Source organism: Thalassospira lohafexi (assembly GCF_002844275.1).
Taxonomy (GTDB): Bacteria; Pseudomonadota; Alphaproteobacteria; order Rhodospirillales; family Thalassospiraceae; genus Thalassospira; species Thalassospira lohafexi.
Genome location: NZ_NXGX01000003.1, coordinates 264864 through 276648 on the forward strand (window position 1 = coordinate 264864; position 11785 = coordinate 276648).

The following is an 11785-nucleotide window of genomic DNA, read 5'->3' on the forward strand; positions in this document are numbered from 1 at the left end:
GGCATTCTATGCTCCGTTATCCCCACTAACATCGGGGCAAGCCCCATAAACGGAGCCCTCCATGAGCAGCTTTGGCGCAGAAGTTATCTGGACACGTTCGGCAACGGAAAAGTTTACCGACCGCCGGTATTCCCGCGGCCATGTCTGGCGATTTGATGGCGGGGTCGAAATCCCGGCGTCATCATCGCCGCATGTTGTGCCGTTGCCCTATTCGGTTGAGGAAAATGTCGACCCCGAAGAAGCCTATGTCGCCGCACTTTCGAGCTGCCACATGTTGTTCTTCCTGCATTTTGCGTCTGATAGCGGCCTTGTCGTTGACCGTTATGTCGATGCTGCCACCGGGGAAATGGCAAAGATCGATGGTAAAACCATGATCACCAAAGTTGCGCTTAAGCCAAGTGTGACCTATCTCGGCAACGCGCCGGACGCAGACCTTGAAGCCGACCTTCATCATCGCGCACATGAAGCCTGCTTTCTTGCCAATTCGGTCAAAACAGAAATCACGGTGACCCCGGTATCATAACCGGCACCACCGTGTATTCCTGACCTTAGGTATTCGGGCAATCAGCTGATCGGTTTTTGTGCGCATATGGCATAGCGATGCTGTGCGCCGCGCTCCAGCCCCTTGGCAAAGCTGATGTGTTTCTTTTGCGCGCTGTGGATTTGCTTGAGGTCGAAATCAACCGTGATCGGGTCAAACCCGGTTTGGCGGAGCATTGCTGAAACCTCATCGGAGCGTGCGCCACCCGAAAAATGCACGCGGGCCAGAATATCACGATGGGTTTTCATCTGTGGTGCCACCTCAGCCGCTTTGCGCAGACCAAGTGACTGCATGACATCGGCCATCGCCTTATTGAGCTTACTGGCCCAGGTTGATGAAACAAAATCACCATCGACCACCAACAGTTTTCCGCCCGGTTTAAGCACCCGGAACCATTCAACAAATGCTGCCGCCGGATCAACCAGCGTCCAAACCAGATGGCGTGTCACAATCACATCATAACTGTTGTCTGGCTCAAGCGTATTTTCCGCGTCGCCGAGCAGGAACTGGATATTTGAGCCACGCTGTTTTGATTTGGCGCGTGCCTTTTCAAGCATGGTTTCAGACCAATCAAGCCCGGTCACCGCAAACTCAAGATCATGCATCAGATGGCTGATCACAGCGGTCCCACTGGCAAGGTCAAGGGCGCGGCGACCATTCCCTTTTCCAATGTGACGTTCAAAAAGCGCATGCCACGCCGCCCGTTCCGTTTCAGAAAAGATTTCGTGACCGGGTTGTTCGTCAAAAGTCGCCGCACGCATCGACCAATATTCTTTGATCTCGTCACGCAGGGAGTAATTGCTGGCCTCATTCATGGTGTCTTTATGCCCTCAACAGCGGAAAACGCGAGATTTCCGCGATTTGTCTCGATCTCTCACAGATGTTCAAATTGCCATTTCGCAAATAAATCGCATTAGCATTGCGAAAAACATTGATTTGCATTCTCAATAACTGATAATCCCGCATCAGGGCAATCCTAAATGAGGGAACGGGAATGAAAATTTTTGGTGCAATTGCAGCGCTGACGATGTTGGTTGCGGGGTCTGTACAGGCCGCCGAATCGGTTAAAATTACCGACGTCGCCGGGCGGGAAGTTTCTGTAAACCTGCCGGTTGAACGCGTAATCCTTGGCGAAGGCCGCCTGATTTATGGGTTGGCAACGCTTGATAGCGAAGATCCTTTCGCCCGTGTTGTTGGCTGGCGCGATGACCTGAAAAAGGCCGACCCGCAAACCTATGACATCTATGCTGCGAAATATCCGCGCGTTGATGAGATTCCGACCTTTGGTGGCATGAAGGATGGCACGTTCGATGTCGAACAGGCGATCTCGCTGAAACCTGATGTCGTGATCATGAATCTCGAATCCAAAGGTGCCACCGAAGATGGCGGTTTTGATGAAAAACTCGCCGCCGTTGGCATTCCGCTGGTCTATATCGATTTTCGTGAAGCCCCGATCAAGAACACCGAAACCAGCATGAAAATTCTTGGGCAACTGACGGGAAAGGTTCAGAAAGCCGACGAATTCATCACCTTCCGCAGTGATCATATCAACGAAGTCACCGCACGGCTTGCCAAGGCAAATCCGGAAAAACCCAATGTCTTTATCGAACGTGCTGCGGGCTATTCCGAAGAATGCTGCATGTCGTTTGGCAACGAAAACTTCGGCAAAATGGTTGAAATGGCCGGCGGTATAAACATCGCTGCTGCGATCATTCCGGGCACATTTGGCACCATCAACCCCGAACAGGTTGTGGCATCAAACCCCGATCAGGTAATTGCAACGGGTGCCAGCTGGGAAGCCTATTCCCCCGGTGGAGCCTGGGTTGGACTTGGCCCGAATGCCGATATGGTTGAAGCCCATCGCAAACTTGTTGGCCTGACAGAACGCCCGGCCTTTACCGGCATCAAGGCCGTCGAAAACGGCAAGGTTCATGCGGTTTGGCACCAGTTCTATAACAGCCCCTATCAGTTCGTTGTTATCGAACAGATGGCCAAATGGCTGCACCCGGACCTGTTTGCCGATATCGACCCTGAAGCAACCTTCAAGGAACTTCACGACCGCTTCCTGCCGATTGATTATCAGCCGGGTTATTTCATCTCCATTAGCGATACCGTCACAAACTAATGACACCCAAACAAATATCTGTCGAAGCCGGGAGCGTGCACTACAAAGCACGCTCCTTGCGTCGTTTTTTGCTGCTGCTCGCGATGGGCGGGGCATTGTTTCTCTCGTTTGCTGTCGATCTGGCGACGGGACCGGCGAACTATCCGCTGTCTGATGTGATTGCCACCTTGCTTAATCCCGGGGCTGCAAGCGATCAGATGCGCGTGGTGATCTGGGAGATCCGCATGCCGGTTGCGCTAATGGCGCTAACTGTCGGGGCGGCCCTGTCGACGGCTGGTGCACAGATGCAAACCATCCTTGCCAACCCGCTTGCAAGCCCCTTTACGCTTGGCATTTCGGCCGCCGCCGGATTTGGCGCGGCCTTGGCTCTGGTGCTGGGCGTCGCGCTCGTGCCGTCCCTTGTTGAATTTATCATTCCGATCAATGCCTTCATCATGGCCATGGGCGCAGCACTGATCATTCATTTCTTTAGCCGTATGCGCGGTGTCACGGTCGAAACCATTGTTTTGCTGGGCATCGCACTGGTCTTTACCTTCAACGCGCTTCTGGCCCTATTGCAATATCTTGCCAGTGAGCAGGCGTTGGCTGCTGTTGTCTTCTGGACCATGGGTAGCTTGGTGAAAGCCACCTGGACCAAGGTTGCGGTCACTGCCGCCGCCGTTGCGATTGCCCTGCCGCTGTTTACCAAACAAGCATGGGCCTTAACCGCCCTTCGTCTGGGCGATGCCAAGGCAGAAAGTTTCGGCGTCAATGTTCAGGGTCTACGCCTGCGCACCATGCTGATCGTCAGCCTTCTGGCGGCAATCCCGGTATCGTTTGTTGGCACCATCGGCTTTATCGGGCTGGTTGGCCCGCATATCGCCCGCATGCTGGTGGGCGAAGACCAGCGCTTCTTCCTGCCCGCTTCGGTTCTGTGCGGGGCCTTGATCCTGTCGGCCACCTCGGTACTTTCCAAACTGCTGATCCCGGGTGCGATCTTGCCGATCGGGGTGATTACCGCCCTTGTCGGTGTGCCGTTCTTCTTCTCGTTGATTTTCGCAAGTCGGAGGAAATCATGGTAACGCTGCAACTTGAAAATATCGGAGCGCGGTATGGCAAGGTTCAGGTGGTTTCGGGTGTTACGACACCGTTGATCAAACCGGGCACTGTCACCGCCGTCATCGGCCCCAATGCAGCAGGTAAATCCAGCCTGTTCAAACGCATTGCGGGACTGGCCAAGGGGGAGGGCACGGTCGACACCGGGTCTGCGGCCAAACAGCGCAACACCATTTGCTATATGCCGCAGGATACTGGATCAACCGCCGTTTTATCGGTCTATGAGTCCGTCATTCTTGCCGCCAAGCAGGGATCAAGTTTACGCGTGCGTGATGATGAACTGACCCGCATTGATGGCATTCTTGCTGCCTTGCGCATTTCAGACCTGTCGGCGCGCAATCTGGGCGAACTCAGCGGCGGACAACGCCAATTGGTTGCCATCGCCCAGACACTGGTGCGGGACCCGAAAATCCTTCTGATGGATGAACCAACCTCGGCCCTTGATCTGCATCGCCAGATGGAGGTTCTGTCTTTCATGCGTGATATCGCCAAAGGGCAAAACATCATTGTCCTGATCGCCATTCACGATCTGAACCACGCGCTTCAATATTGCGATCAAGCCATGGCGATCCGCGATGGCCGCATGGTGGCTTTCGGCCCCTGTGCCGATGTCATCGACAGCGACCTGTTGCGCGATGTCTATCAGGTCGATGGCCATGTCGAATATAATTCGCTTGGTCATGCTCACGTTGTCTTGCGCGGCCCGCATGATGAAACCAACAGCCGCCATAGCACAGCCGTGATGCATAATCCCGTCTCGGACATGTCACTGGCTGCTCAATAAGCATTCGCGAGAATCTCTGCTGACACGGATACATGGACGTCAGGACAAAACACATCGTTCTGACGTCCATTCTACGCCCTGTACATTGAAGAGACTTGGTATTTATCAGCCCTGCAAGGCGTCCAAGCCATCCGCCACCATGACCGGATCAAATTCCGTGATCGTGTAATCGGCCAGATCATGTTGATGAAACGGATCACGGGTCAGTTCTTCTTCAAGTAGAGCCCGGTCGCCCTTGGCAAGGATCACCCCGCCATCACGCGGAATTTTGCGTCCGGACGCCAGAAACATCCCCTTGGCATAGGCTGATTTCAGCCATGCGATGTGCCCGTCAATATGGGCGTCCACTTCTTCAAGCGGGACTTTGTAGCTCAGCGAAACAACAAACATCTTTCGTCCAGTCCATTATCTTGGAAAACAAGGACGATCAACATACCCGAAAACCGTCAGATATGTGGATCAGGATGACGCTTCACCAACGCGCTCGATCAACCGTTCAATCCGCTGGGCATGGGCATTTTCAACCCGCGCCAGACTTTCAAACCACGCGGCAACGTCATCAAGGCCTTCTTCCCGCGCGATACGCGCCATTTCCGGATAGGTCTGATCGGCTTCAGCCCGTTCTAAGGCCAATGCCGCTTCCAGATTGAGCTTTGTCGTGCCCAATGCCTTGCCGGTCGTCGCATCACCGGTTTTTTCCAAAAATTCCAGATGTCCGAACGCATGACCAGTTTCCGCCTCGGCAGCGGCTCGGAACAGCTCGGCGGCGTCGGTATCGCCTTCGATATCAGCCTGCTGGGCGAAATAAAGGTATCGACGGTTGGTTTGTGCTTCTGCGGCAAAGGCTGCGCGCAGATTTTCCTCGGTACGTGTTCCCTTAAGCGCCATGTGCGCTGTCCTTATATTATTGTTCGCAAAGATCATTTGTGTGGATGCATGCGAAAGGTATCAAACAAAACAGGCGGCAAACCCTTACGGTTCTGCCACCCCTGTATTTGTCCTGAAATCGTTCTGCGTCAAGCAGCATCAAACCAATTTGCACCACCTGACGGCAGATTTCATCAGCCTGTCACCTTGTACCCAAATGCCGAAATTACCCCGCGACCAAGGTGCTGATCACAGCCAAACATACCGGGGCAATCAGGCCGCATTCCGTGTCGCTGAATTGCGTTTCAAGCGGAAAACAAGATCAACCGACTGCAGTTCCGTGCCGCGCGGCATGTTGGGAATACCGGCAATCTGAATGGATTCAGCGGGAATGTCTGACAGCATGCCGTCTTCTTCGCAGTAAAAATGATAATGCGGGGCGGTGTTGGTATCAAAATATGAACGGCCCGAATCAACCACGATCTCATTAAGCAAACCGGCATCGGTAAACTGGTGCAAAGTGTTATAGACCGTTGCCAATGACACCTTGATGGTGTTGGTCATCGCTTCGGAATGAATTTGCTCTGCTGTGATATGGCGATGGCCATCTTCAAACATCAGACGGGCCAGGGCCAGTCGCTGCCGGGTGGGGCGCAGATTGGCCTCTTTAAGGCGATTAAGTGCATTGGTGTATGGACGCCCGGTGGTGGCGGTACGCATGATCTTGCCCCTTCACTTTCCTGACGGGCCAATATTCATTTACGGCCCCGATCAATTCCAAGGCTACCTTAGGGAACCTCTGCGCGCGGTTCTTTGATTTTGATCAACTCCAATCACATCAATCCGCGGCATGCGCCCATAAAAAAGGGCCGGTGAAAAACCGGCCCTTTGAAATGATCTGACAGATCGGTGATCAGTCACCGGTCATGATGCGATCAACAAGCTGTTTGACGCTCGGAATGTTGCCGTTGGCATAGAACGGGTCTTCACCAAACTTGTAGGCATTATGGCCGGCAAACATCAGTTCGTTTTCAACCTTCGCACCGTGCGCAATGTTCTGAAGCGTTTTTTGAATACAGAAAGAACGCGGATCAGCCCGTTTGCCGGTCGTGCCACTGTGCTGTTCCCAGTTGGAGAACTGGCACTGTGACAAACAGCCCATGCAATCGATCTGGTCTTTCTTAACCGTCAATGCGCTTTCAGGTGTCAAAAACACCATGGTTTCATCCGGGGTCGGCATGCCTTCGGTGTATCCGGCATCAAGCCAGCCACGCACCTTATCGGCATCATCTTCGCGGACGTAAATCGGACGCCCACGACGGCCCAGCGGAATACCGACATGCAGGTCTGCTTCGGCAGTACGCGAATAGCGCACCTGACGATCAGACCGCTGATGCAGGTCTTCGAGGAAGGTGTTACGCACCGCCGAGCTATAGAAACCCGTCGGGCTGAATTTATGCAGCGATACATCGCCATCCTGAAGGCTGGTCAGGCGCTGTTTCCACTCGTCGGAAATCTCGCTTTCCTGAGTCAGAAGCGGACGGGTACCAAACTGGAAGGCCACCGGGGCAACTTCCGGATTGTCGATCCAGTCTTCAAAATCACGCAGGAACCAGACACCGCCAGCCATAATGATTGGCACATGGTTCAGGCCAACCGAATTCATGAATGTACGCAGGTCACGGACACGCGGGAACGGATCTTCGGGCACAAGCGGATCTTCGGAATTCGACAGACCGTTATGGCCACCGGCACGCCATGGATCTTCATAAACCACACCGCCCAGCCATTCCGGGGTCTTTTTATACGACCGCAGCCACAATGCGCGGAAAGCACGGGCCGAAGACACAATCGGATAATAGTGAACGCCATAGTGGGCTGAAATCTGGGCAATCTTGTAGGGCATGCCTGCACCACAGGTCACCCCGTGAATAAGGCCTTTGGCACCTTCAAGCACACCCTCAAGGATCGGCTCAGCGCCGCCCATTTCCCACAAAACGTTCATATGCAAACGGCCTTCGCCGTTCCGCATTTCGTGGGCAATCTGAGCCTGTGCAATGCCGCCGCGAATACCGTACGCAATCAGTTCCTGATGGCGGTCTCCGCGGGTTTTTCCTGCGTATTCGATCGGAACCATGTTGCCGTTCTCGTCATACGAGTCAGCATTCACAGCGGAAAAAGTCCCGATACCGCCGGCAGCGGCCCATGCGCCGGAACTTTTGCCCGTCGATACAGCGACGCCTTTGCCACCTTCGATAACTGGCAAGACTTCTTTACCCGACATGACGAGCGGATTAAGGGCTTTCAAGTTCGTCTCTCCCATTCGGCAATTTGCCAGCGACACCCCTGCATCGCTTTGACTGTCGGACGACGTTACATTTTTATCGTCGTCCGGCATCCAATTTGCTTATTCGGCGTCGCCTGCTTCGAGGTCTGCACCGGTTTCCTGGTCGACACGTTTCATCGACAGTTTGATCTTGCCGCGATCATCGAAACCGATGACTTTGACTTTAACTGCATCGCCTTCTTTCACGATATCCGAAACCTGTTTGACACGCTCAGGTGCCAGTTCGGAAATGTGAACAAGACCGTCGCGGGCGCCAAAGAAGTTTACGAAGGCACCAAAGTCGACAGCCTTAACGACCTTACCATCATAGATATGATCCAATTCAGGTTCTGCAACGATTGATTTGATCCAATCAACAGCTTGCTTGCCTTTTGCACCATCGGTATGTGCGACAGTGATCGAACCATCATCTTCGATATCGACTTTTGCGCCGGTCTCTTCGCAGATTTCGCGAATAACCTTACCGCCCGAACCGATGACATCACGAATTTTGTCTTTCGGGATCGAAAACTGGGTAATGGTCGGTGCATTGCCCGATACTTCACCACGTGCTTCCGGAAGCGCCTTGGACATTTCACCAAGGATATGCAAACGGCCGTCACGTGCCTGTTTCAGGGCGATCTGCATGATGTCTGCGGTCACCGAGGTGATCTTGATGTCCATCTGCAGCGAGGTGATGCCGTTTTCGGTACCAGCAACTTTAAAGTCCATGTCACCAAGGTGATCTTCATCACCCATAATGTCAGAAAGAACAGCAAAGTCGTCTGATTCCTTGATCAGGCCCATCGCAATACCCGCAACCGGACGTACCAGCGGAACACCGGCATCCATCATTGCAAGCGAGCTTGCACACACCGTCGCCATCGAAGACGAACCGTTTGACTCGGTAACTTCCGAAACAATACGGGTGGTGTACGGGAAGGTGTCTTTGGTCGGCATCAACGGATGCAGCGCACGCCATGCAAGTTTACCATGACCGATCTCACGACGGCCAGGCGACCCCATGCGGCCAGCTTCACCAACCGAGTACGGCGGGAAGTTGTAATGCAGCATGAAGCTTTCACGGTATTCACCGTCAAGCGCATCAACAATCTGCTCGTCCTGACCGGTACCAAGGGTAACAACAGCCAGTGCCTGCGTTTCACCACGGGTAAAGATCGCAGAACCATGCGAACGCGGCAGAACCGAAACTTCGCCCATGATCGAACGAACGTCAGCACCGCTACGGCCATCAATACGTTTGCCGGTTTTCAGGATCGCACCGCGAACGATGTCTTTTTCCAGATCCTTGATGATCGACGAAACTTTGCCTTTAAGCCCATCAGGAACTTCATCACCAAGTTTCTCGACGATTTCAGCTTTGGCAACCGAAATGGCAGCCGAACGTTCCTGTTTGACAACATGGCTATAAGCTTTGGTCAGGGCATCGGTGCCAAGACCAGCAACTTTTTCGACCAATGCGTCATAGCCTTCTGGCAGTTCAGCAATAGCGCGCGGCTCTTTGGCAGCGTCTTCAGCAAGATCGATGATCAGGTCAAGAACGCCCTGGAACTGATCGTGACCGAATTTAACTGCACCAAGCATGATTTCTTCGGACAGCTCGGATGCTTCGGACTCAACCATCATCACGCCATCGCGGGTACCCGCAACAACAAGATCAAGATCGCCTTCTTTAACCGAGTCGGTCGCCGGATTGAGGATGTACTCACCATCTGCATAACCAACGCGCGCAGCACCAATCGGACCGAGGAACGGCAGGCCAGAAATCGTCAGCGCAGCCGAGGTGCCGATCATGGCAACCACATCCGGGTCGTGTTCCATGTCGTGCGACAGAACGGTACAAACGATCTGGGTGTCGTTGCGATACAGCGGGTGGAACAGCGGGCGGATCGGACGGTCGATCAGACGCGAAACAAGCGTTTCTTTTTCCGAAGGACGGCCTTCACGTTTGAAGAAACCACCCGGGATTTTACCCGCGGCAAATGCTTTTTCCTGGTAGTTAACCGTCAGTGGGAAAAAGTCGACATCCGGGCGCGGCTGTTTGGCGCCAACGGCAGTACAAAGAACAACGGTCTCACCATAGGTGACCTTGACAGCGCCATCGGCCTGACGGGCGATTTTACCGGTTTCAAGGGTCAGAGTGGCGTTGCCCCACTGCATTTCCTTACGGACGACATTAAACATTATTTTCTCTTCCTCTTACAAACATCTGACGGACCCGTAATCATACACGAGTTCCGAACACATTAATTATGAGGCTTTGGTAACAGCTTCATAATTAATGGGTCCGGATTAAGCATCTGGTCGGCCCATCCGACCCTACTTCCCGTGTTCTGATCCATCAGAACAATAAAAAACGACGGCGGAGGTCACCCTCCGCCGTAGTTCGAAATCAGCGGCGAATACCGAGACGTGCAATGACGGCCTCGTAACGCGACTGGTCTTTGCGCTGCAGATACTTCAGCAGGCGACGACGCTGGCCGACCATCATGAGAAGACCACGACGGCTATGGAAGTCGTGTTTGTGTTCTTTCATGTGTTCGGTAAGGTTCTTGATCCGTTCGGTCAGGATTGAAACCTGGACTTCGGGGGAACCGGTGTCACCGTCTTTCTGAGCGTATTCTTTGATCAGCTCGGCTTTGCGTTCAGCAGTAATCGACATCAGGCATCCTTTCGCCTTTAGAGATTAAAAACACGTACGGGCCGAATTTCGCCACCACTTATCTCCGCCAACGCAACAGCGCGGTTATGGAGCATGGCACAGACGATTTCGTCCTGCACGACGGGGTTTTCGAGGGCACTTCGCTTTGCAACCGGCAACAGTCCTACGGACTGGCCAGATGAAAGGCGTTGCGCCTCGACTTCGGTCAGGGCCAGCGCCGGGATGTCGTCCAGCGCGGTCTCAACCGGAAGCATTTTCTTCAACACCTCTTCGGGGTCCATTTCGAGCAGATCCTGCAAGCGAATGGAATCACCCTCCGAAAACGGCCCCGCCGAAGTCCGGCGAAGCGCGGCGATATAGCCAACAGTACCAAGGCGCAGCGCAATATCGCGCGCCAAAGATCGCATATATGCCCCTTTGCCCGATATGACATCGAACACAGCATGATCGCGATCTGGCATATCGACCAGTCGAAGATCCTTGATCAGAATCGGACGTGGTTTTAACACCACCTCTTCATCGCGACGCGCAAGATCATAGGCACGCTTGCCGTTGACCTTGATCGCCGAAAACTTTGGCGGCACCTGCTGAATTTCACCCGTGAATTCATTCAGCACGGCCTTAATTTCGTCTGCGCTCGGACGATGATCAGACGTTTCGATAACGTCGCCTTCTGCATCATCCGTGCTGCGTGCTTCGCCGAACTTCAGCGTAACACGATAACTTTTGCTGCCATCCATGACATAAGCAACCGTTTTGGTTGCTTCGCCAAAGGCAATTGGCAACACACCAGACGCCAATGGGTCAAGTGTCCCGCCATGTCCGGCTTTGGCTGCATCTAACAGACGACGCACCTGATTGACCACGGTTGATGACGTGATCTCCAGAGGTTTGTCGACCGCCAACCAGCCATTAATGCTTTTACCGCGACGACGACGCGCCATCAGTCGTCCTCATTTTCCGGTTCGTTTGAACCACCATCCGCAAGATCCTGAGCAACGTGCGGATCGCGCAACAAAGCTCCGATATGGTCGGCGACATCAAAACTTTTGTCTTCGATAAATCGCAATGCTGGCACATATTTCATGTGAACCTTCTGGGCCACATGATTGCGCAGGTGACCCTTCTGGCGCGTCAGCGCCTTGAGCGAGGCTTCCGCCTCACCCCCGCCAAGCGGCGTGAAGGATACCATAGCATTGCGCATATCCGGTGAAAGACTGACACCCGTAATGGTGACCGGGCGACGGGTCAGTTCCGGTTCGTAAATATCGCCGCGTTCCAACGCCTGCGACAGCGCCTGGCGGATTTCTTCCGCCACTCGGAGCTGTCGCTGACTTGGTGCTTTGGCTGGTTGCTTCGCCATT

The 11785-nt window shown here is 53.7% G+C and carries 13 protein-coding genes; 4 read left to right on the forward strand and 9 right to left on the reverse strand.

Annotated elements, in window-relative coordinates; translation table 11 throughout:
* Positions 1–61 precede the first annotated feature (61 nt).
* Entirely contained in the window at positions 62–523 is a 462-nt protein-coding gene (locus COO92_RS08160; RefSeq protein ID WP_101301294.1) for an OsmC family protein, read from the forward strand.
* A 41-nt stretch (positions 524–564) separates the two neighbouring features.
* Here COO92_RS08160 and COO92_RS08165 read toward each other — a convergent pair whose 3' ends face one another.
* Complete coding sequence (locus COO92_RS08165; RefSeq protein ID WP_101301296.1) at positions 565–1356, reverse strand: class I SAM-dependent methyltransferase; 792 nt, start codon at positions 1354–1356, stop codon at positions 565–567.
* A 179-nt stretch (positions 1357–1535) separates the two neighbouring features.
* Between COO92_RS08165 and COO92_RS08170 the strand changes: the two genes are divergently transcribed.
* The 3 genes from COO92_RS08170 to COO92_RS08180 are packed head-to-tail and all read left to right on the forward strand — an operon-like array spanning position 1536 to position 4545.
* Positions 1536–2666, forward strand: a complete 1131-nt coding sequence (locus tag COO92_RS08170; protein ID WP_101301298.1) for an ABC transporter substrate-binding protein — start codon at positions 1536–1538, stop codon at positions 2664–2666.
* Positions 2667–2701: 35 nt separating this feature from the next.
* Positions 2702–3727, forward strand: a complete 1026-nt coding sequence (locus COO92_RS08175; protein WP_240626367.1) for a FecCD family ABC transporter permease — start codon at positions 2702–2704, stop codon at positions 3725–3727.
* Positions 3721–4545, forward strand: a complete 825-nt coding sequence (locus COO92_RS08180; protein ID WP_022733758.1) for an ABC transporter ATP-binding protein — start codon at positions 3721–3723, stop codon at positions 4543–4545. The genes COO92_RS08175 and COO92_RS08180 overlap by 7 nt, the downstream gene beginning before the upstream one ends.
* Positions 4546–4650: 105 nt before the next feature.
* Here the strand turns inward: COO92_RS08180 and COO92_RS08185 are convergent, their stop codons facing one another.
* The 8 genes from COO92_RS08185 to rbfA form a co-directional block, all read right to left on the reverse strand.
* On the reverse strand, positions 4651–4935 hold the full coding sequence (locus tag COO92_RS08185) for a YciI family protein (protein WP_101301301.1): 285 nt from the start codon (positions 4933–4935) through the stop codon (positions 4651–4653).
* 69 nt (positions 4936–5004) lie between these two features.
* Complete coding sequence (locus tag COO92_RS08190; protein ID WP_022733756.1) at positions 5005–5433, reverse strand: rubrerythrin family protein; 429 nt, start codon at positions 5431–5433, stop codon at positions 5005–5007.
* A 252-nt stretch (positions 5434–5685) separates the two neighbouring features.
* Positions 5686–6132 (reverse strand): iron response transcriptional regulator IrrA, encoded by a 447-nt coding sequence (irrA, locus tag COO92_RS08195; RefSeq protein ID WP_022733755.1) that lies wholly within the window; start codon positions 6130–6132, stop codon positions 5686–5688.
* A 193-nt stretch (positions 6133–6325) separates the two neighbouring features.
* On the reverse strand, positions 6326–7720 hold the full coding sequence (locus tag COO92_RS08200; protein WP_101301742.1) for an NAD(P)H-dependent flavin oxidoreductase: 1395 nt from the start codon (positions 7718–7720) through the stop codon (positions 6326–6328).
* Between the two features lie 99 nt (positions 7721–7819).
* On the reverse strand, positions 7820–9943 hold the full coding sequence (pnp, locus tag COO92_RS08205) for a polyribonucleotide nucleotidyltransferase (protein ID WP_101301303.1): 2124 nt from the start codon (positions 9941–9943) through the stop codon (positions 7820–7822).
* A gap of 208 nt (positions 9944–10151) precedes the next feature.
* Positions 10152–10421, reverse strand: a complete 270-nt coding sequence (gene rpsO, locus COO92_RS08210) for a 30S ribosomal protein S15 (protein WP_101301305.1) — start codon at positions 10419–10421, stop codon at positions 10152–10154.
* Between the two features lie 17 nt (positions 10422–10438).
* Positions 10439–11365 carry a tRNA pseudouridine(55) synthase TruB gene (gene truB / locus COO92_RS08215; protein ID WP_022733751.1) on the reverse strand — a complete coding sequence of 309 codons (927 nt, stop codon included), beginning with the start codon at positions 11363–11365 and terminating at the stop codon, positions 10439–10441.
* Positions 11365–11784 (reverse strand): 30S ribosome-binding factor RbfA, encoded by a 420-nt coding sequence (gene rbfA, locus COO92_RS08220; protein WP_022733750.1) that lies wholly within the window; start codon positions 11782–11784, stop codon positions 11365–11367. The genes truB and rbfA overlap by 1 nt, the downstream gene beginning before the upstream one ends.
* Position 11785 lies beyond the last annotated feature (1 nt).

Coding starts and splice junctions, on each gene's coding strand:
- COO92_RS08160 (WP_101301294.1), top strand. CDS start 62: ATGAGCAGCTTTGGCGCAGAAGTTATCTGGACACGTTCGGCAACGGAA.
- COO92_RS08165 (WP_101301296.1), bottom strand. CDS start 1,356: ATGAATGAGGCCAGCAATTACTCCCTGCGTGACGAGATCAAAGAATAT.
- COO92_RS08170 (WP_101301298.1), top strand. CDS start 1,536: ATGAAAATTTTTGGTGCAATTGCAGCGCTGACGATGTTGGTTGCGGGG.
- COO92_RS08180 (WP_022733758.1), top strand. CDS start 3,721: ATGGTAACGCTGCAACTTGAAAATATCGGAGCGCGGTATGGCAAGGTT.
- COO92_RS08185 (WP_101301301.1), bottom strand. CDS start 4,935: ATGTTTGTTGTTTCGCTGAGCTACAAAGTCCCGCTTGAAGAAGTGGAC.
- COO92_RS08190 (WP_022733756.1), bottom strand. CDS start 5,433: ATGGCGCTTAAGGGAACACGTACCGAGGAAAATCTGCGCGCAGCCTTT.
- irrA (WP_022733755.1), bottom strand. CDS start 6,132: ATGCGTACCGCCACCACCGGGCGTCCATACACCAATGCACTTAATCGC.
- pnp (WP_101301303.1), bottom strand. CDS start 9,943: ATGTTTAATGTCGTCCGTAAGGAAATGCAGTGGGGCAACGCCACTCTG.
- rpsO (WP_101301305.1), bottom strand. CDS start 10,421: ATGTCGATTACTGCTGAACGCAAAGCCGAGCTGATCAAAGAATACGCT.
- truB (WP_022733751.1), bottom strand. CDS start 11,365: ATGGCGCGTCGTCGTCGCGGTAAAAGCATTAATGGCTGGTTGGCGGTC.
- rbfA (WP_022733750.1), bottom strand. CDS start 11,784: ATGGCGAAGCAACCAGCCAAAGCACCAAGTCAGCGACAGCTCCGAGTG.